Raw genomic sequence first — 18,462 nt, forward strand, 5'->3', positions numbered from 1 at the left:
TTATTCTCCGCTTCGGTCTTGCCAGCTGATCAATCGGTTTGATAATTTGCGAATGGCGATATCCATCATGAGCGCGATCGCTCCGATACAAATAATCCCTACATAAATGGCGCGCAGATCGAAAAATGCCGAGGCATTCTGTATCATCGCGCCCAATCCTTCCTGGGCGGCCACCAGTTCGGCGGCCACCAGGGTTGCCCAGGCCACCCCCAGGGCTACTCGAAGGGCCGTCAGCATGTGTGGCACGGTCATGGGTACCATGACCTTGAGGAATATTTCCATATCGGTCGCGCCCAGCGTTTTCGCGACGCGGATATACACCGGACTGATCTGGCTCATGCCTTCATACATCACGATGACTGCCGCAAAAAATGAGGCATAAAACAGGATGGCGATCTTGGCCATTTCACCGATGCCGAAATACACAATCACAAGTGGAATCAGGGCGATGGGTGGCAAAGCCCGGAAGAAATTGACCAGCGGATCGACAAAGCGTCGGATAGGTTTGTACCAGCCGATCAGAAAGCCGATCGGAACCGCCAGCAACATTCCCAGCAGTAGTCCGCCCACCACGCGCTGAATAGACATACCCATGTTCACCAGCAGCCCGCCTTCTGTCAGGTGTGTCCAGAAGGTCTGCAACACTTCAAGCGGCGAGGGCAGTAATGCGGGACTGACCCAGCCGGAAGCGTGGACGAGCATCCAGAGGATCACCAGGCAGATAAACGGAAAAACGGCCCAGGCAAAATTGCCCAGCCGGTTACTGCTACTTGTGGCTTTTGCCATCTTTGTCTCCAAATATGCTTGTCGCTGCCACCGGTCAGGTCAGGGCCGGGTGTTGGGGTGCGTCATTTTGCAGCAGATCGGTATCAATCTGAATCAGCTGCGCGGGATATTGAATATGGGCGTAATACAGAATCTTTTGGGACGGATCTTTGAACACCCGACAAACATCTGCAATGGGATCGCCTACGCCAATATGCAAATGCGATGCCGTTTCCTTGTCGGAGACGGTAATGCGCAACACTTGCCTGGCCTGATGGATCGTAATATCGGAGCGTCCTGCGAGTTGAGGCACGACAGGTGTCTGACTGAATCCTTCGGGGTCACTGTCGAAAATCGTCTGGTCCAGATAAATATCAATCAGACAATACGGGGTGTTCTCCCGATAATGCACTCGACGCAGGCGCTGGTATCCTGTGCTATTGCCGTCAAAGCCAAAAGCAGGATCCTGTACGCGTGTGCCTGGTTCTATGGGCAGCATATGGATTTTGAGCGGCGAAACCACTTTGACAAGTTCATCGAATCGATTGGGCAGCCTGAACCAGCGTTGCTCTGACAAATCTTTTGCGACAAACGTACCAAGCCCGCGGGTGCGCGTAATAATGCCATTGTCTTCCAGCAGATTCAGGGCGGCACGCAGTGTAATACGGGATACTTCAAATTCGGCCACCAGATTATCCAGCGTGGGAATTTGCTCGCCGAAACGCCACTGCTGGCTTTCGATTTTCTGACGCATCAGCTTTGCCACCTGCAAATACAGCGGCATGCGGCTTTCAGTGCGAGGCTTTGTTTCATTGTTCATATCATCATAATAATAAGCACAATTGAAATAAACAAGTAGGGGTATGCCCTTAACGCTTTGTGCTTACGCCTTTGCCGGCATATCTCGCCATCTCGGGAATGGCCGTGATTGAAAGCCGGAAACTATTGATATACTATAATTGTTTTATAGTATAGGGGGGTATAGTATGAGCCATTTGGGCGATGAAAAAGATGTATTGCTCAAGCGCATTCGCAGAATCTCAGGGCAGGTGCAGGCGATAGAGCGCGCGCTGGAATCCGATGCTCCTTGTGGCAAAACCCTGCATCTTGTCGCAGCGGCGCGTGGTGCCCTCAGTGGCCTGCTCGAAAAAATCATCGAAGAGCACGCGAAGTTTCATGTGGCCGATCCAGACTTGAGCAACGAGGAACGGCAACAGGGCGTACGGGAATTGCTCACGGCAATTCGGCAATATTCGAAATAGGAAAGATATGGCTTCTTCTCAGGCAAACAGACATAGTCATTCATTTCTGGGTGCGACTCATGATGAGAATGCCCGGCGCACCCGCTGGGTCGTAGTTCTCACATTTGCTATGATGGTTGTGGAAATTCTGGCCGGCTATGTCACCGGGTCCATGGCCCTGCTTGCAGACGGGTTTCATATGGCCACGCATGCCGGTGCCCTGGGTATTGCGGCAGTGGCGTACGCATATGCGCGACGCAATGTTGCAAACGAACATTTCAGTTTTGGTACCGGAAAAGTCGGTGACCTTGCAGGATTTGCATCGGCACTGGTGTTGGCACTGGTGTCGTTGGGCATTGCGGGCGAATCTTTGCTGCGGCTGATGAATCCTGCAACCGTGGCCTTCGCAGAGGCTGCAAGTATTGCGGCGGTGGGTCTGGTCGTGAACATTGTAAGCGCGCTATTGCTCTCGGGAGGTCATCATCATGCGCATGATCACTCCGCCCATTCCCATTCGTCTCATGCGCATACCCATGATCATTCGCATCAGGCCGGCGCAGATAACAATATCCGCGCGGCATATATTCATGTACTGGCTGATGCGTTAACGTCCGTCCTGGCGATCATTGCGTTGCTGGCCGGACGCTATTTTGGCTGGATATGGCTGGACCCGGTCATGGGAATCGCAGGCGCAATCGTCATCGGAAGATGGTCTGTTGTCCTGATGAAAGCCAGCGCAGCCGTATTGCTGGATGTGACCGACGAACATATCGCCCATGCAATCCGTCAACAACTGCAGGCGGCAAACCATGTTGAAATCACAGACCTTCATGTCTGGCAGGTCGGTCCACAGGCAAGAGCAGCCATTGTCAGTGTGACAGACAGCAGTTTGACGGTCGAACAGATACGGGAACGTTTGCGGAATATCCAGGGACTATCGCATCTGACCGTCGAATGCCGATCTGCCTGACTGGCTTATTTTGAGTTCTGGAAAGCCGGCTCCAGTCCTTTTTCGCGGATTGTCCCGACGGCGGCAGGCGAAGTCAGGTATTTAAGCAGAGCCTGGGCGCCTTCCGTATTCGTTGCGTGCGTCGTGATGCCAGCAGAAAAAATCGTTGGATGTTGCAGGGCAGGCGGCAGAACACCTACGTAGTCGGCGCCCTTGATGGGCAGCAATTCGCTGACCTGTTGCAAACCCATGGCGGCATCACCCCTGGCAACAACGTTACCTACACGTTCTGACACAATACGCTTGCTCTTGGGTTTGACCTGGGCTTCAATGCCCAATTTCTTAAGCATTTCTTTTTCATAGTAGGTGCCGCTGGCGCTGGCGGAGTATGCAATCGAGGGCGCTGCCAACAGGGTCCGCTTGACCGCGTCTGCTGTACTGATATCCGGTTTTGGAGCGCCTTTCTGCACCGAGATACCGATCAGTGAACGCACCAGGTCTACCTGACTGCCCTGTACAACCTGTCCTTTATCGGCGAGCTTGTCCAGCGATTTGCGGGCCAGGATCACCATATCGGCCGGCTCCTGGCGATCCAGTCTTGCAGGAATTGAGTCAGTCGCGCCGCCCATGGACGATCCGTGGATGATATTCACATGGTAGCCGGACTGTTTTTCAAATTGAGGCGCCAGCGCTTCTACCGAAGAAGCGAAGCCGCCCGAGGAGATGACGGTGATGGTGTTTTTTGGCGCAGTACCGGGCAGGTTGCCGCAGGCCGCCAGAAATGTGGACAGGGCGATGGTGGCTAGTACCGCGCGGCGGCGAATAACGTTCGTGTTCATGGTATCTCCTGAGTTCGATTTGTTGAAGGACGGTTCTGAGCGTCTCGGGGCAGGCAGTTGACCGTCTGCGCCCGAGTTTAATGGTTACTGCGCACATCAGACGGACAATGCGGCCGGTAATCACAAATGAAATAGAAAATTACATTCCCGGGCAACGGTGAGGACATGCCTGGCGGACTGCGCAGGATACGCAGGCCGGTCAAAGGGTTCAGGCACAGGCCACAAATTTGTATGGACAGTTATCGACCAAGTAGCGGTTCTGCAGGGCCCGACGGGATCCTCCGTTTCCCGCGAACTTAATGATTCTTAACATTTCGTGTCACAGCCTGGCGCGGCAACGTAACAAAACGTATTTATAATATACTTTACGATACCATTTGTTTCATTTGGATATGCTTGGGCTGGACATTGAATGAATGACCGCTTTGGTGCACGCGCAGCGCATCATGCTGCGCGATCCGGATGTTTTGTTCTTTTTATGAATCATTCTATTTTTTGAAGAGAGCCTCTATGAAACCCATAACAAAATCTGCGCTGTCAGTTATTTCACTTGTTGTTGCTCTGGCAGGCTGCCAGAGCGTAAACAACGCCACTGCACCTGCCGCCGGTACTGCAACGGCCCCTGCACAGGCCGCGGTCCGTCAGCCGGCAGCAGTAAGTGTATTCATGGCGTCCAATGTTGCAGTCAAGGGGTATCGTCCCCTGCGCCTGAACGATAAGCAGACCATTTATGTAAGTGCACAACCGCTGATTAACAGAAGTCACATCCGGGGGCTGGATGTGGTGCGCGATACTCAGAACCGCACGTTTGTGAAAATGACCCTCAATCCTCAAGGCGCTGCTTTGCTCAAGACCGTGCCCAAAAACAGGGGGTACGCGACCGTTGTCGGTGGCCAGCTCGTCTCATTGACGGGAGTGCGCCAGGGTAGCGATTTTCTGTTCAGCGTCGCTAATCAGCAGGCAGCAACGTCTTTGATTCATTCCATCGTGCCGCAACCGGCAAGTCAGCCCGCCAAATCCTGATTCGGCGTCGTTAGATGAGGAATGGCGGCCCCAATGGAAGGTTACCCGTGCCCGGGATTTCATTGTGCCGCCTGTCAGGGTTTTGTTTAACGTGCCACTCGCTGACTAACACACTGTTCCTTTCCGGTTCCGTTGATGACATCGTTGGGCGGTGCGATACGAAACCGGAAAAAACATCATTCATTCCACCATCGGGTCACGCATGATGATCTGACCAACCGTAGCACGGTGGGCAACTCAGCATAATCGCAGCCTGTGACAGAACAATTCAATCATAATGTGGGTTCCGGCAGGCGTGCATGAACAGAATATTACTATCCGATCATCTTTCATTCATGAATGACCGGATCATGCCCGCATGACGTCCGGATTAAATACGCTGCAATTGAACCACCAATGGTGTGGGTGCTGCGATGTTAATCGCGGGTATCGACCACCACTTCACTGAGTTGCAGAATCGGAGTCAGATCCGTGTAATTCTTGATATCGCCCAGTATTTCGCTCGCGTGCGGGCCGAATCCGGCCTGGAAATCCTCCGCCGAGTCGCAGAAAATATGGCACATGCCAATATAGGTCGCAGGCGCATCTGGTGTGTCTCCGGCGATTCCTCTGTCTATGGTGTAGTATTGGCAGTACTCGCCCATGCGCTCTTTCAGTAGCGGCAGATGTTTATCACGATAGTAATCGTGATCGAATCGCGCTCCTGGCGTGTTTGGGTACATTACACTCACTTTGATCATGACTGCATCTCCTCGGTTGGTATCTTTATTTTTGATAATGGTAGCTCAAAATGTGTCGCATCGACAAATGGTTGTGATGCAGACAACCGCCGGACAGGGTGGTACGTTTACTTCCCCCTTTTTAGTGCAAGCCCATAAATTGTTCGGCGACCTGTTGCGTCAGCTTGTGCAGCAGGCGTTCGGTTTGTTGCTGTGTCGCACCTTCATGATGCAGATTACGAATAAACACCGATAGCGACTCTTCGATCAGTTTGAACCGTTCATCCGGATCTGGTGCGAACTCCAATCCCGACACATGTTGCACATGGCCGTTATCAAGACGTCGCCAGCCGTTGGCTGCGAATTTGGGCAGAGTGCTCATGGGCGTCTTCCTTCTGAGAGCGCGGTGGAATAAGGCGAGGTTCGCATTTTACAGGCTTCCATTGTACCCAGTTACGCCCGGGGTAGCGGTCGATCCTGTTATTTGCGAACGCCTTGCACGCTTGCTGCCTCGTCGGCTATTTCAGACTGTACTCGGTCTTGGGCAATAAAATCGCCACAATGCCAAGCAGTGGAAGGTAAGCACACACCTGGTACACATAGGAAATACTTGTGGCGTCCGCCAGATGTCCCAGCGCTGCGGCACCCACGCCGCCCATTCCAAAGGCAAAGCCGAAGAACAGGCCGGCGATCATGCCCGTCTTGCCGGGTACCAGTTCCTGCGCGTAAACCACAATGGCCGAGAACGCAGAGGCCAGAATCAGGCCGATGATTACAATCAGAATACCCGTCCAGAACAAATTGGCATGCGGCAGAATCAGGGTAAAGGGGGCAACCCCCAGTATGGAGCCCCAGATGACCCGCTTGCGGCCAATGCGATCACCTATCGGACCGCCTGCGATGGTGCCAACGGCGACTGCCGCCAGAAATACAAACAGGTACAGCTGTGAAGTACGCACGGATAGAGAGAATTTTTCTATCATATAGAACGTCAGGTAGCTGCTCATTGAGGCCATGTAGAAATATTTGGAGAACACCAGCACGCCCAATACCGCCAGCGCCGCAATGATTTTATTGCGTGGCAGCTCTATGGCATTGGCCGAGCGCCGGGTTCGCAGGGCCAGCAGTTCCCGGTTGCGGCTGTACCAGCGACCGATTTGCAGCAGTACGAACATGGCGAACAGGGCGGCAACCGAAAACCAGGCTACGCTGCCCTGACCGCGGGGCAATATGATCAGCGCTGCCAGCAAAGGACCAAGCGCCGATCCCACATTGCCGCCCACCTGAAACAGAGACTGGGCCAGGCCATGCCGTCCGCCCGAGGCCATGCGGGCTATGCGGGAGGACTCGGGGTGGAACACCGAGGAACCCGTACCGATCAGGATGGCGGCAACCAGCAGGATCGGAAAGGAGGGGGCGACCGAGAGCAACAACAGGCCCAGCAGGGTGGAACCCATGCCGATGGTCAGCGAATAGGGTTGGGGGTGTTTGTCGGTATAGTGCCCGATCAGTGGCTGCAGCAGTGAGGCCGTAATCTGGTAGACCAGAGTAATCAGACCGATTTGTGCGAAACTCAGACTGAAATTGTCCTTGAGCATCGGATAAATGGCCAGCAAAATAGACTGGATCATGTCGTTCATCATATGAGCGACACTGATTGCGCCAAGGACTTTGAAAGCGGTGCTGGTCTCGGGGCGGGCGGGGGCGATTGCGGCAGATTCGATCGACATTGCGTTCAACTGGGATATGACACTCGTAATGGCACAGTTTAGCCGTGCTAGAATTCCCGGAAGTGCCAATTTTCGTCGAGAAAGTGACAGTGACGCCAATCGTTTCCAGAAGCATCAACGCTGCCGACTACCAGAACATTCCGCCGGCCGTCGCGGCCATGTCCAAGCAATTCGAGGCAGGCCAGGCCACGGCAATGCATTCGCATCAGCGTGCACAATTGCTTTTCGCCTCGCGCGGAGTCATTCGGGTCAGCACCGAAAAGGGCTTCTGGCTGCTGCCGCCCCTGCGTGCCCTATGGGTGCCGCCTGGCGTTCCTCACAGCACGGCTGCCGTTACCCTTGTCGATATGCGTACGCTGTACATCGATGTGGAGGCGGCGCGGCTGTTGTGGCATGGCTGCCAGGTGATCGAAGTCAGCAATCTGCTGCGCGAACTGATCCTGAGCCTGACGGCAGAACCGGTGGTGTATGCGGAAAACGAACGTGGAGGGCGGCTCGCATCCCTGATCCTGGCCGAATTGCCTGCCGCCGAGACGGTCGCGACGCAGATTCCCTGGCCTCGCGATCGGCGGCTCGTGTCCATTTGCAGCGCAATTATGGCGCAACCGGGACTGACGCGTCCTCTGGATGCATGGGCCGATGCGGCCGGGGCGAGCGAGCGCACACTGATCCGCTTATTCCAGTCGGAACTGGGCATGAATTATCGGCAATGGCTGCAACAGGTCAGGCTGGCCGACGCGGTATGCCGATTGTCGATGGGCCAATCCATCGGCCGGATTGCCGGTGAGTTAGGCTACCGCAGCCCAAGCGCATTCAGCGCCATGTTCCGGCGTGCGCTGGGCACGGCACCCAATTCATATCTGCAGGCCGCCCGGCTGCGTTGAGGTGCGCCGGGCTTCCAGTTCGTCCAGCGATTGTTCCTGCAACGATTCGGGAAACGCCGAGGTCAGCGTGTCCAGGGCATTCAAGATGCGCTCCCAGCCTTCTTCGGTGCGGATCGGGACGCCCAGAAACCGGCTTTCGGTCTTGGCCCGCAGCATTAAATACAGGATGCCGGCAAGCATCACACTGACCGTCGCAGGCATGTCGATGTCGGGGCTGAGCCCATCGATCCTATCGATAAACGATCTGGCGGCTTTTTCCCGTCGCTGCGCCAGCCGGGAGGTGACTTCATTGAGTTCCACCAGTTCCCAGCGGCGCACTTCGCGCAGTGTTTCGTTGCTTGAGAGGGCATCAACCTGCGCGCGCAGCATGTCCAGGACCAGCTGGCGAGGCGTCTGGTCGCTCGATTCGGTCTTCTCGGGCAGGCCGCGCTGGCCGGTCCAGAAATCCTGTTCCTGCATCCAGCGTAACAGCAGTCCGTCCAACCCGTCGAAATAGCGGTAGATCAGCTCTTTGCTGACACCTGCCCGGCGGGCGATGGCGTTGACGCCAATACTGCCCATGCCGGCCTCGCGAATCTGCGCTTCGAGGGCCTGAAGAATGTGTTGTTCCGTTTGCTGACGACGCGACATAGGATTCCGTAAGTGTATGAAAACGACATCAATCATGCCTATTGCGCATTCTACAAGAGAAAAACAGTACCGGCGCGCGGTTCGATTCGGCTATACTTCAAAGTGACTAATCGGTCACATTTTGATTTTAAACGAAATTCTTCTGAAGATTTGTTTTGTTTCTCGTGAGTGACCGCCACCTTTTTTACTATTGTCTAGAGAGTTAGAGCTGTCTTATGGAGAATCTCCGTTTCGTGTCGACCGATGAGATCCGTACCCGGTTTTCAACGGCCATGTCCAATATGTACGGGCAGGAAGTGCCCTTATACCGCGACCTGCTTGATCTGGTTGCCGATGTCAATGCACAGACATTGCAGGCGACCCCGCAGTTGCAGACCAGACTGCAGGCGTCAGGCGAAATAGAGCGCCTGAATCCGGAGCGTCATGGCGCGATTCGTCTGGGAACCGCGCAGGAGCTGTCCGGTATCCGCCGCGTTTTTGCCGTTCTGGGGCTGGAGCCGGTCGGCTATTACGATTTGTCCGTCGCCGGCGTGCCGGTTCATGCCACCGCTTTCCGGCCAGTTACGGATGCGTCGCTCGCCGTCAATCCGTTTCGCGTGTTTACCTCGCTGTTACGTCTGGAGTTGATTGAAGACGAAGCGTTGCGGGCCAAAGCAGCCGATATCCTGGCGCAACGCTCTATTTTCAGTGACCGTGTACTGGCGCTCGCGGACAAGTTCGATGCGCAGGGAGGGCTGGATTCGACCGATGCCGATGAGTTCGTGCGCGAGGCGACAGATATTTTCCGCTGGCACAGTGAAGCCACTGTCAGTATCGAGACCTATAACCAGCTTTTGTCGGCGCACCGCCTGATTGCAGACGTGGTCTGCTTTAAGGGGCCGCATATTAATCACCTGACGCCACGCACGCTGGATATCGATGCGGCCCAGACCGAGATGGTTCGCCGCCGCATTCCGGCCAAGGAATCGATCGAAGGCCCGCCGACACGGCGCCATCCGATCCTGTTGCGCCAAACCAGCTTCAAGGCCCTGGAAGAAAACGTGACGTTCGATTCCGGTACAGAAAAAGTGGTCGGTGCGCATACCGCGCGTTTTGGCGAAATAGAGCAGCGCGGTCAGGCGCTGACACCAAAGGGGCGTGCACTGTACGACCAACTGCTGTTGCGCGCCCGTGAAGCAGCAGAGCAGGCTTCGGTAAGTTACACCGAGCGGCTGGCGCGGGCGTTCACTGAGTTTCCGGACGATCTGGCGATGATTCGCAAAAATGGCCTGGGCTATTTCCGTTACAGCCTGACTGACAAATCAGTCGGTGCCTCCGGTGACGCTTTTGACGGCACGGCAGATATCGAAGCATTGATTGAGGCGGGCCTGGTGCAAGCCGAACCAATCGTCTATGAAGATTTCCTGCCGGTCAGCGCTGCCGGTATCTTCCAGTCCAATCTGGGCGGTGATGACCAGAAAAGCTATCAGGCCAGCGCGGCCAAAGCGGCGTTTGAACAGGCGCTGGGCGCCAAGGTGAACGATGAGTTCGCTCTGTACGAAGCGGCGGAGCAACGCTCACTGGATGAGGTGGCGCGGCAACTTCAAAGCGTCACGGTTTAAAACCCAGCCTTGCTGGCGTCGAAGCGGGGGAGGCAAGGGGGCAGTGCCAGGGCCGATACCTTCGTCGCTTCGGCGAGCGGGGGAAACCATATCTGTTTTGGAATAAATAAGAATACATCTTATTACTAATTGTGATACAATTTTTTGTTGTTTGTCATAGATGCCCGGAATCTGCGAGATGGATCCGGGCTTTTTCCTGATCCGGGCAAGTGTCCGGAGCAGCCCCGATGCTGAAGTGGAGTCTGTCTCATGCCGTTGTTGAAGTTTCAAATTCGTCGCGCGTTGTTGTCTGTTAGCCTGGTGCTTTTCGCAACGGTTGCTTTCCAGTTGCATGCTTTTCCGTTAAATGTCGAGCATGCCAGTGGCACCACCACGATTGCGGCAGAGCCGAAAAAAACCGTGGTCTTTGACCTGGCTTCGCTTGATACGATGCATGCGCTGGGCGTTGAAGCTTCTGCTGTTCCCACAGCAAAGTATGTCAATCAGCTGTCGGCCTACGCGAATAAATCCATTCCTAAAGTGGGATCGCTGTTTGAACCTAATTACGAGGCCATCAACGCACTGTCGCCCGACCTGATTATCATCGGCGGGCGCTCGGCCCCCAAGTACGCCGATCTGGGCAAACTGGCACCTACAATCGATATGACGGTTGACCCGAAAGATCTGATGGGCAGCGTCAAACGCAATACGCTTAAACTGGCCGAGATTTTCAACAAACAGGACAAGGCCCGGGAACAACTGAAAAAACTGGACGAATCGGTGGCCACGCTTAAAGAGAAAGCCAAAAATGCCGGTTCCGGACTGATCATCCTGACTACGGGTGGCAAAATCAGCGCCTATGGCCCGGGGTCCCGCTTCGGCATCCTGCATGATGCCTTCGGCATCACGGCTGCGGCCCCCAATCTGTCCGCGTCCAATCACGGACAGGCCGTGTCCTTCGAGTTTATCTACAAAACCGACCCGCAATGGCTTTTTGTGATTGACCGTGATGGCGCAATTGGTCGCGAAGGCGTCGCCGCCAGCCAGTTGCTGGACAACGAGCTGATGCACAAGACGGCCGCCTGGAAAAACAAACGCATTGTTTATCTGAATGCCATGGACTGGTATCTGCTGGGCAGCGCGGGCCTGACTGCCATGCAGCAGAATGTGGATCAGTTGATTACTGTGCTGGACGGCAAACAATAATCATGGGCTGCTTGTGGGTTCCAGTGCAAGCGCGCCGAGTGCTTGACGCCCTGGCAGAACGTCCGTGACTGCGGGCCGTCAGCATCAGTCAGGTCGCGGGCCGGTCGGGCCGATACTGACCTGTGCACTTGCCCTGCTGTTGTGCTGCCTGTTTGTCGTCAGTCTGTTTCTCGGGGCGGGCGACATGTCGTTTTCGGCATTGTGGCAATGGGACAGTGAGGCCTGGCAATTGTTGCTCATCAGCCGTCTGCCGCGTGCCATTGCACTGGTGCTGGCCGGGACCTCGCTTGCGGTCGCGGGGCTGATCATGCAAATGCTGGTGCGCAACCGGTTTGTCGAACCCTCCACTGCGGGTACCGTCGAATCGGCCACCATGGGTATTCTGGCCGTTACACTCCTGGCCCCGGGTATTCCGGTGATCGGCAAAATGCTGGTCGCCGCCCTGTTTGCGCTGGCCGGTACTGCACTGTTTCTACTGATTCTCAAACGTGTTCCCTTGCGCTCACCTTTTCTGGTGCCGGTCGTCGGGCTGGTGCTGGGCGGCGTGATCCAGGCGGTTACCACTTTCTTTGCCTATCAGCATGATCTTCTGCAGGCTCTGCATACCTGGACCATGGGTGATTTTTCGGGCGTGCTGCGCGGCAGGTACGAGCTGTTATGGGTGGCCTTTGCGCTGTCTTGCGTTGCCTATTTTGCCGCAGACCGGTTCACGGTCCTGGGCATGGGTGAGCAGTTCACGACCAATCTGGGCCTCAATCACAAACGTCTTATGCTGATTGGCATGGTCATTGTCTCTGCGATCAGCGCCGTAGTTGTAGTGACAGCCGGCAGCGTGCCGTTCCTGGGCTTGCTCGTTCCCAATGTTGTCAGTCTGGTCTTCGGCGACAATATGCGTCGCTCCCTGCCCTGGGTGGCCTTTCTGGGTGCCCTGTTTGTGCTGGCCTGCGATATTGTGGGCCGCCTCATTATTTATCCGCATGAAATTCCCATCGGGACGGTGGTCGGCGTTGTTGGCAGCGGGCTGTTTCTGTATCTACTTTTGAACAGGCGTACCCGTGTTGCCTAAGTTGTCACCTCCCGCTTTGCTTTGTCTGCTGGGCGTTCTGGCGCTGGCCTGCGTGGTCGGGTTTATGACGCTGGGCGCCAATGGACATTGGGATTTCGTATTGTCGTTCCGATCGGGCAAGCTGGCAGCCATGCTGCTGGTGGCCTATTGTGTGGCGGTTTCGTCAGTTCTGTTCCAGACTATCACGCATAATCGCATTCTGACGCCTTCCATCATGGGCTTCGATGCGCTGTATACGCTGATACAGGCGGTCGCGATTTTCTGGTTCGGCATGAATATGGGAGGGCAACTGGGCGTGACAGGCAAGTTTGTGCTCGAAGTGTGTGTCATGACCGTCTTCGCCTGCCTGCTGTTCCAGTGGATTTTTTCCGGTGCAGCCCATAGCCTGCATCTGCTGTTGCTGGTCGGGATTGTGTTTGGACTGCTGTTTCGCAGTCTGTCGGGCCTGATGATCCGGATGATTGATCCCAATGAGTTTCTGTTTCTACAGGACAAAATGTTTGCCAGTTTCAACTCGATTCGCACCAATCTGCTGCTGGCTTCAACGGTCATGGTGGCTGGAGTCTCGGTGATCGGCTGGCGCTTGCGTCGTGCCTATGATGTCTTGTCGCTGGGGCGGGAAGTGGCGGTTAATCTGGGCGTCCATTACCGCAAGACCTTGTGGCTCACGCTGCTGCTGATTGCCGTCATGGTCTCGGTGTCGACCGCGCTGGTGGGGCCCGTCACGTTCTTCGGGCTGCTGGTGAGCAACCTCGCCTATATGATCATGCAAACCGACAAACATAAATTTACGGTACCCGCAGCGGTACTGCTTGGTATTGTGGCGCTCGTCGGCGGACAAACGGTACTGGAACACGGACTGGGGCTGAATACGACAGTCAGCGTGGTGATCGAATTTGCCGGCGGACTGATGTTTATTGCGCTGATCGTGCGCAAGGGGCAACGATGATAAAGGTCAACGGAGTCAGCAAGGACTATGCAAATCAGCGTGTCGTTGATGACGTTTCAATTGAAATTGCGCCGGGTGGTGTTACCTCCATTGTCGGGCCTAACGGCGCCGGCAAATCTACCTTGCTGGGTATGATCAGCCGGTTGTTGCCCATGTCTGCCGGGACGGTTCAGGTGGGAGGCCTTGACGTGACACGCGCCGATACGGCCGAACTGGCGCGGCATTTGTCCATTTTGCGTCAGGATAACCATTTGCCCTTGCGTCTGACGGTTCAGGATGTGGTGGCATTTGGACGTTATCCGCATACACAGGGTCGTTTGACGGTGCAGGACAAGGGCCATATTGAAAAGGCCATCGCCTATCTTAACCTGCAAGGCCTGGAGGGGCGCTTTCTGGACGAACTCTCGGGTGGTCAGCGCCAGCGTGCTTTCATTGCTATGGTGTTATGCCAGGATACGGAGTACGTACTGCTGGATGAACCCCTTAATAGCCTGGACATGAAAAATGCCGTGGATATCATGAAAGTGGTACGACGGGCGGCAGACGAATTGCACAAGACCGTGGTACTGGTCTTGCACGACATCAATTTCGCCTCGTGCTATTCCGATATGATCATCGGAATGCGCAACGGCCGTGTATTGCATCAGGGGCCGCCGCAGACATTTATCCAGCCGTCAATCATCAAGGCGCTATATGGCCTGGACGTCGCCGTGCACGAGTGGCAAAACAACCGCATCTGCGTGCACTACACCTGATCGTCCTCGTCCGGCACTCGCTGTTCCAGCTCGTTACCCAGTACATCTTCTGAGCCGCTTTTGGCTCGCGACAGAGGCCGCGGCGTGTGTCCTGCAGCAGGTGCCCGGCCTTTGGGCGGGCTGCTGCGATCGGCCTTGCGTCCCAGATCCACCTGCGCTGCGGGCGCATTACCGTCTTTGTCCTGACCGAAGTAAACCACAGTATGCGGGTAAGGCAATTCAATACCTGCTGCATTGAAGTGCTTCTTGAGCAGACGGTTATAGCCTCGCTGAATCGCCCATTGCATTCCCGGGGTGGTTTTGATCAGGACCCGGATCGTGACGCCACGTTCGTTGATGGCAGTGACGCCTGGAATGGTGATCTCTTCCAGTATTTCGGGTGACAGCACCTCGTCCTGCATCAATTCGGCGAAGGCGGCGCGCATATGTTCAATGGCGTCGTCTACATTTTCACGATGAGCTATGGTGTACTCTCCCATATGATAGGAGAAATCACGCATGTGATTGGCAACCACATCGACCGAGGAGAAGGGGATAAGGTGATAGCCGCCGTCCATGGTTCGAATGCCGACGGAGCGGATGGTCATTTTTTCGACCGTGCCGAACACACCACCCGCTTCGACTACATCATTCACATTCATGCCGTTTTCAAGCTGGATGAATATGCCGGTAATAATATCCTGCACCAGTTTCTGCGCACCAAAACCAATAGCCAGGCCCACTACACCGGCACCGGCGATCAGCGGACCGATGTTGATCCCGATCTGCGAGAGCAGAATCAGGATGGTCATGGTAACGATGACAATCAGCGCCGCATTGCGGAACAGGGCGAGCAGCGTTTTTTCCCGAGCGCTGGGTGCCCGTGTGCCGGTGCCGCTCAGTCGGCTTTCAATGATGCTGGCAATGATCGTCCATGCGAGCGCTGCAAAAAGCAGGATGATAGCGATATGAACGACCACGCTGATGGTGGCTTTGCCTGACTCGGACATGACCCAGGCTGACAGATCGAACGCATGCCAGCCGTCCAGCACGAACAGCAAGACCACCACAAGCGTGATAAAACGCAATCCCTTGAGCGTAGCGGGTACGTATGAGTTGATGCGTGCTTCCAGCAAGGGAAGACGGGTTCGCATATCGTCCGACAGCCGGATGGGATGGCTGAGAATGGCAGTCAGAATGGCCGAGACCAGCAGTCCCAGGGCGATCGCCACCACGCTTTGCAAGGTGGCTCGGGCCATGAAGGGCAGAGCCTCGACAGGATCAACCTGGCTGACCACGAGCAGAACGGTAAAATAAATAATCGCAAGCACGTGCCAGACTCGAGCGAGCAGACGCAGCAGTGTGGCGAAAAACGCGGTGGAAGCCACGCTTGCACGCAGCACCAGCCGCTCGCGAATCAATGTCCGGTTGCGCCATACGACCCGTATGGCATAAACGTACATGCCGAGCATGATAAGCAAGCCTGCCAGGTTACCCAGGGCGGCAGTAAAGAGGGCGGTAATAACCGGAACGATCACCAGCATGCCGTAGCCCGCGATGCCGACGAGGCGGCACAGCCAGGCATTCCAGTAGGTGGCCACTTCGTCCCGCATCTCAAATAGCCGCAATCGTGCAAAGCGCGTAGCAAAGACTGTACGCACCAGGGCTTTGGCGATTTCGACAGCGACAAAGGCGTTCACAAAAAGCGAATCGAATGTACCGACAGATGCATTTGGACCCGCCACGGACATGGCCACGGCATATCCCACTGCCCCTGCGAGCGCAATGGCAATCACATCGACAATCAGCGCGGCTATGACAGCTGCAATTTTCCGCAATGTGGCCGGTCCGGCCAGGCGTCGCCGTACGGTGGCGGGAGGGGCTTGTCCAGCCCAGTGGTTGATAAAGGCAAAGATACGGGCAGCCAGCAAACGTAACACTATAAATGCAATAACGGTGGCTGCGATGACCAACGCAAAATTAATGAGCGTGGTTTTCCAGTCGGCCATGCCGGGACCGCCGATGTTCTCGCCCCGCGCCATGGCGCCAATGGCCGCGGTGGCATCGCCCATGTCATCAAGCAGTTTGGTAAGAAAATACTGGGTGCTGTCGGCCACCCGACGGGGCAGCGAGTCATCCGTGACGCTACCGGAGGCTGTCGATTGCGATGCGGCTGAGGTGTCCTTGACGGTCGGCGCCTGCGTGCGCAATTGTTCAATCAGTTGCTTGCGGGTTTGTTCGTTTTCCAGCAGATCGGCCAGTTGGGCGGCAGAAGCAGGGTTTGCTGCGGTGTTGGAAGGGGGTGTGTTCTGGGCCACTGCCGTGTTCAGACATAGGAGTGACGTAATGAGCAGGAAAACTGAGAGCAGGTATCGGATGAAGAGAGCTGGGGAGGCTACGATATTCGTGCCGGAATGGTTGGGTGTCTGTGAATCTGACGCGAACCGTTCAATCACTACGCTATCTCCTGTTTTATAGGATATTTACAGAATGGTTGGCGCCTGTAATACTTAGCCGCCTGATAAGCCCATACGGTAACACGATTGGCATAGCGATTGAAAGTACTGCGAAGCCCTGACAATTAGCTAGCGACATTTACTTTTATTGTCAGTGTATCAATGTCGCGAATCCGTGAAACCCGGATCGGTTCATTATTGGTAGACTGAAGCCACCACAAGGATAATAAAGGATACTTCCTATTTACTACTTGTCGCTGACGCGATTCGCGGTGTTTGGGGCCGGTCTTTTCGATTGGCTGCGTAGGTATTCGTCTAATTGACGAAGATGTGCATTCAAAACTTCTATAGCACTATCCGGGTCTTTGGCTCGCATGAACCCAACTACCCGGCGACGTACAGCGATGACGTCACTTTTCGGAACAGGATCCACTTTCGCCAATAACGATCTGCTCAGTTCTGAAAGGGACTCCAGCAGCATCAACATAACAACATTGTGAGTTGCCAGCGCAAGCAGGCGATAAAACTCGGTGATATAACTGCTGCGCCGTGTGAAATTTCCCTGCGCAGTTAACTGTTCGATGTAATCGATGTCGCGTTCCATCGCCGCGAAGTCTTTGTCGGTGCCGCGTTCACAAGCCAGTCTAATAGCTTGTTCTGTAATCATGATTCGCGTTTCGGTAACATCGTCCCAAGGGGCCTGGCCAAGCATCACCATATCGCTCACAGCCTGCGTCACTACACTGGAATCGCGCTCGCAAATGAAGGCGCCGCCGCCCATCCCCTGGCGGCATATTACCAGACCTGCATTTTCAAGACTCCGCAAAGCCTCCCGGATGGCTGTGCGGCTCACACCAAGTTGCTCGGCAAAATCGCGTTCCGGAGGAAGGCGATCGCCTGGTTTAAGGGTGCCTAATGCGATTTCGCGTCGAATTTGTTCGCATACTTCTTCGAAGGCACGTTTTGCCTTAATAGGTGAAAAATTTGGGCCACCTGCAGATGCCGCCGCGTTGGAATTTTCTGCACGTTGAGAGTCGATTGGCCGGACAGTTTCCATTGCATTGTTCCCTTTGAGTCATGGAATGATGGCGTCATGCGCACATTTGAATCAAACCTTAGCGAACATTATACCATCGGACCATAACGGTCGGACCTTCGAAAAAGTGCCTCTCCGATAGACGAATATGACGAAGTGCTGTCTTTATCCATCAATAAATAGCGATTTTCGTCTATATATGCCGCTCCGCACTTAAGGTATATCCTTTAGACCTTTTAAATAGGTGATTGTCAACTAGGGTAGACCACTATTAAAAGGTTATACCTTATAGCCTTAGAATAATTAATCAAGAACATTCGTTTTGAATTTGACAAAGCAAACGCAAGCAAGCGAATGCAAAAAATCGTAGTACTCAGCATAAAACAAGCATTTGACGGAGTAAGCGCAATGGAAGACATAGGCGGTCAGCCAGTCCAGTATCCAACATTACTAGCCATTCTGAAGCATAGGAAAGAGGTTCCCGTCCTTGGCGCAGCGCTCGTGGTTTTATCGATTTGCTGGTGCGGATTTAGATTGGACATGACCGACTTATATGCCTTGGCCGTGATCATCGGCCTATGTGTCTACTTTGTTTTGAAGGCGGGGATAGAAGTGATTGATCTTATCGCTGAAACGTTGATGCCCAGGTGAGATT

At 54.8% G+C, this 18,462-nt stretch carries 19 protein-coding genes; 10 read left to right on the top strand and 9 right to left on the bottom strand.

Going from position 1 to position 18,462, the window contains the following annotated elements:
• Together W822_RS30925 and W822_RS30930 are read right to left on the bottom strand one after the other, a co-directional pair.
• Positions 1-786 carry an ABC transporter permease gene (locus W822_RS30925; RefSeq protein WP_024004460.1) on the bottom strand — a complete coding sequence of 262 codons (786 nt, stop codon included), beginning with the start codon at positions 784-786 and terminating at the stop codon, positions 1-3.
• A 34-nt stretch (positions 787-820) separates the two neighbouring features.
• Complete coding sequence (locus W822_RS30930; protein WP_081724308.1) at positions 821-1,585, bottom strand: GntR family transcriptional regulator; 765 nt, start codon at positions 1,583-1,585, stop codon at positions 821-823.
• Between the two features lie 166 nt (positions 1,586-1,751).
• Here W822_RS30930 and W822_RS30935 point away from each other — a divergent pair, with 166 nt between their 5' ends.
• Positions 1,752-2,027 carry a metal/formaldehyde-sensitive transcriptional repressor gene (locus tag W822_RS30935; RefSeq protein ID WP_024004462.1) on the top strand — a complete coding sequence of 92 codons (276 nt, stop codon included), beginning with the start codon at positions 1,752-1,754 and terminating at the stop codon, positions 2,025-2,027.
• Between the two features lie 7 nt (positions 2,028-2,034).
• Complete coding sequence (gene dmeF, locus W822_RS30940) at positions 2,035-2,976, top strand: CDF family Co(II)/Ni(II) efflux transporter DmeF (protein ID WP_024004463.1); 942 nt, start codon at positions 2,035-2,037, stop codon at positions 2,974-2,976.
• Between the two features lie 5 nt (positions 2,977-2,981).
• Here the strand turns inward: dmeF and W822_RS30945 are convergent, their stop codons facing one another.
• Positions 2,982-3,794, bottom strand: coding sequence for a substrate-binding domain-containing protein (locus W822_RS30945; protein ID WP_024004464.1), 813 nt, complete (start codon positions 3,792-3,794; stop codon positions 2,982-2,984).
• Positions 3,795-4,304: 510 nt separating this feature from the next.
• Between W822_RS30945 and W822_RS30950 the strand changes: the two genes are divergently transcribed.
• Positions 4,305-4,817: a hypothetical protein gene (locus tag W822_RS30950; RefSeq protein WP_024004465.1), complete on the top strand. Its 513-nt coding sequence runs from the start codon at positions 4,305-4,307 to the stop codon at positions 4,815-4,817.
• Between the two features lie 416 nt (positions 4,818-5,233).
• On the opposite strand, the gene W822_RS30955 is transcribed toward W822_RS30950, so the two are convergent.
• The 3 genes from W822_RS30955 to W822_RS30965 form a co-directional block, all read right to left on the bottom strand.
• Entirely contained in the window at positions 5,234-5,557 is a 324-nt protein-coding gene (locus W822_RS30955) for an EthD family reductase (RefSeq protein WP_024004466.1), read from the bottom strand.
• A 121-nt stretch (positions 5,558-5,678) separates the two neighbouring features.
• Positions 5,679-5,918 (bottom strand): hypothetical protein, encoded by a 240-nt coding sequence (locus W822_RS30960; protein WP_024004467.1) that lies wholly within the window; start codon positions 5,916-5,918, stop codon positions 5,679-5,681.
• A gap of 136 nt (positions 5,919-6,054) precedes the next feature.
• Positions 6,055-7,266: an MFS transporter gene (locus tag W822_RS30965; protein WP_024004468.1), complete on the bottom strand. Its 1,212-nt coding sequence runs from the start codon at positions 7,264-7,266 to the stop codon at positions 6,055-6,057.
• A gap of 89 nt (positions 7,267-7,355) precedes the next feature.
• Here W822_RS30965 and W822_RS30970 point away from each other — a divergent pair, with 89 nt between their 5' ends.
• Entirely contained in the window at positions 7,356-8,150 is a 795-nt protein-coding gene (locus tag W822_RS30970) for an AraC family transcriptional regulator (RefSeq protein WP_253272247.1), read from the top strand.
• Here W822_RS30970 and W822_RS30975 read toward each other — a convergent pair.
• The gene (locus tag W822_RS30975) at positions 8,121-8,780 is read right to left on the bottom strand and encodes a TetR/AcrR family transcriptional regulator (protein ID WP_024004470.1); all 660 of its coding nucleotides are present in this window, start codon (positions 8,778-8,780) and stop codon (positions 8,121-8,123) included. The two genes, W822_RS30970 and W822_RS30975, sit on opposite strands and share 30 nt — an antisense overlap.
• Before the next feature lie 215 nt (positions 8,781-8,995).
• Here W822_RS30975 and hglS point away from each other — a divergent pair, with 215 nt between their 5' ends.
• From hglS to W822_RS31000, 5 genes are all read left to right on the top strand, one after another.
• A complete protein-coding gene (gene hglS, locus W822_RS30980; RefSeq protein WP_024004471.1) occupies positions 8,996-10,381 on the top strand; it encodes a 2-oxoadipate dioxygenase/decarboxylase HglS in 1,386 nt (461 codons plus the stop codon).
• 249 nt (positions 10,382-10,630) lie between these two features.
• The gene (locus W822_RS30985) at positions 10,631-11,566 is read left to right on the top strand and encodes a siderophore ABC transporter substrate-binding protein (protein ID WP_024004472.1); all 936 of its coding nucleotides are present in this window, start codon (positions 10,631-10,633) and stop codon (positions 11,564-11,566) included.
• 64 nt (positions 11,567-11,630) lie between these two features.
• Entirely contained in the window at positions 11,631-12,632 is a 1,002-nt protein-coding gene (locus W822_RS30990; protein ID WP_437177141.1) for an ABC transporter permease, read from the top strand.
• On the top strand, positions 12,625-13,581 hold the full coding sequence (locus tag W822_RS30995) for an iron chelate uptake ABC transporter family permease subunit (protein WP_024004474.1): 957 nt from the start codon (positions 12,625-12,627) through the stop codon (positions 13,579-13,581). The genes W822_RS30990 and W822_RS30995 overlap by 8 nt, the downstream gene beginning before the upstream one ends.
• The gene (locus tag W822_RS31000) at positions 13,578-14,336 is read left to right on the top strand and encodes an iron ABC transporter ATP-binding protein (RefSeq protein WP_024004475.1); all 759 of its coding nucleotides are present in this window, start codon (positions 13,578-13,580) and stop codon (positions 14,334-14,336) included. Before W822_RS30995 ends, W822_RS31000 begins: the two co-directional genes overlap by 4 nt.
• Here W822_RS31000 and W822_RS31005 read toward each other — a convergent pair.
• Both W822_RS31005 and W822_RS31010 read right to left on the bottom strand, forming a co-directional pair.
• Complete coding sequence (locus tag W822_RS31005; RefSeq protein ID WP_253272248.1) at positions 14,327-16,633, bottom strand: mechanosensitive ion channel domain-containing protein; 2,307 nt, start codon at positions 16,631-16,633, stop codon at positions 14,327-14,329. The two genes, W822_RS31000 and W822_RS31005, sit on opposite strands and share 10 nt — an antisense overlap.
• A 385-nt stretch (positions 16,634-17,018) precedes the next feature.
• The gene (locus W822_RS31010; protein WP_024004477.1) at positions 17,019-17,828 is read right to left on the bottom strand and encodes a FadR/GntR family transcriptional regulator; all 810 of its coding nucleotides are present in this window, start codon (positions 17,826-17,828) and stop codon (positions 17,019-17,021) included.
• 333 nt (positions 17,829-18,161) lie between these two features.
• Here W822_RS31010 and W822_RS31015 point away from each other — a divergent pair, with 333 nt between their 5' ends.
• Positions 18,162-18,458 (top strand): hypothetical protein, encoded by a 297-nt coding sequence (locus tag W822_RS31015; protein WP_024004478.1) that lies wholly within the window; start codon positions 18,162-18,164, stop codon positions 18,456-18,458.
• Positions 18,459-18,462 lie beyond the last annotated feature (4 nt).

The organism is Advenella kashmirensis W13003 (genome assembly GCF_000506985.1).
Lineage (GTDB): Bacteria > Pseudomonadota > Gammaproteobacteria > Burkholderiales > Burkholderiaceae_B > Advenella > Advenella kashmirensis_A.

Excerpts from the sequence above, each read along its gene's own strand:
- W822_RS30950 (WP_024004465.1), top strand. The coding sequence starts at position 4,305 with ATGAAACCCATAACAAAATCTGCGCTGTCAGTTATTTCACTTGTTGTT.
- W822_RS31000 (WP_024004475.1), top strand. The coding sequence starts at position 13,578 with ATGATAAAGGTCAACGGAGTCAGCAAGGACTATGCAAATCAGCGTGTC.
- W822_RS30925 (WP_024004460.1), bottom strand. The coding sequence starts at position 786 with ATGGCAAAAGCCACAAGTAGCAGTAACCGGCTGGGCAATTTTGCCTGG.
- W822_RS30945 (WP_024004464.1), bottom strand. The coding sequence starts at position 3,794 with ATGAACACGAACGTTATTCGCCGCCGCGCGGTACTAGCCACCATCGCC.
- W822_RS30930 (WP_081724308.1), bottom strand. The coding sequence starts at position 1,585 with ATGAACAATGAAACAAAGCCTCGCACTGAAAGCCGCATGCCGCTGTAT.
- W822_RS30955 (WP_024004466.1), bottom strand. The coding sequence starts at position 5,557 with ATGATCAAAGTGAGTGTAATGTACCCAAACACGCCAGGAGCGCGATTC.
- W822_RS30985 (WP_024004472.1), top strand. The coding sequence starts at position 10,631 with ATGCCGTTGTTGAAGTTTCAAATTCGTCGCGCGTTGTTGTCTGTTAGC.
- W822_RS30975 (WP_024004470.1), bottom strand. The coding sequence starts at position 8,780 with ATGTCGCGTCGTCAGCAAACGGAACAACACATTCTTCAGGCCCTCGAA.
- dmeF (WP_024004463.1), top strand. The coding sequence starts at position 2,035 with ATGGCTTCTTCTCAGGCAAACAGACATAGTCATTCATTTCTGGGTGCG.
- W822_RS30935 (WP_024004462.1), top strand. The coding sequence starts at position 1,752 with ATGAGCCATTTGGGCGATGAAAAAGATGTATTGCTCAAGCGCATTCGC.
- W822_RS30960 (WP_024004467.1), bottom strand. The coding sequence starts at position 5,918 with ATGAGCACTCTGCCCAAATTCGCAGCCAACGGCTGGCGACGTCTTGAT.
- hglS (WP_024004471.1), top strand. The coding sequence starts at position 8,996 with ATGGAGAATCTCCGTTTCGTGTCGACCGATGAGATCCGTACCCGGTTT.
- W822_RS30965 (WP_024004468.1), bottom strand. The coding sequence starts at position 7,266 with ATGTCGATCGAATCTGCCGCAATCGCCCCCGCCCGCCCCGAGACCAGC.
- W822_RS31010 (WP_024004477.1), bottom strand. The coding sequence starts at position 17,828 with ATGGAAACTGTCCGGCCAATCGACTCTCAACGTGCAGAAAATTCCAAC.
- W822_RS31015 (WP_024004478.1), top strand. The coding sequence starts at position 18,162 with ATGCAAAAAATCGTAGTACTCAGCATAAAACAAGCATTTGACGGAGTA.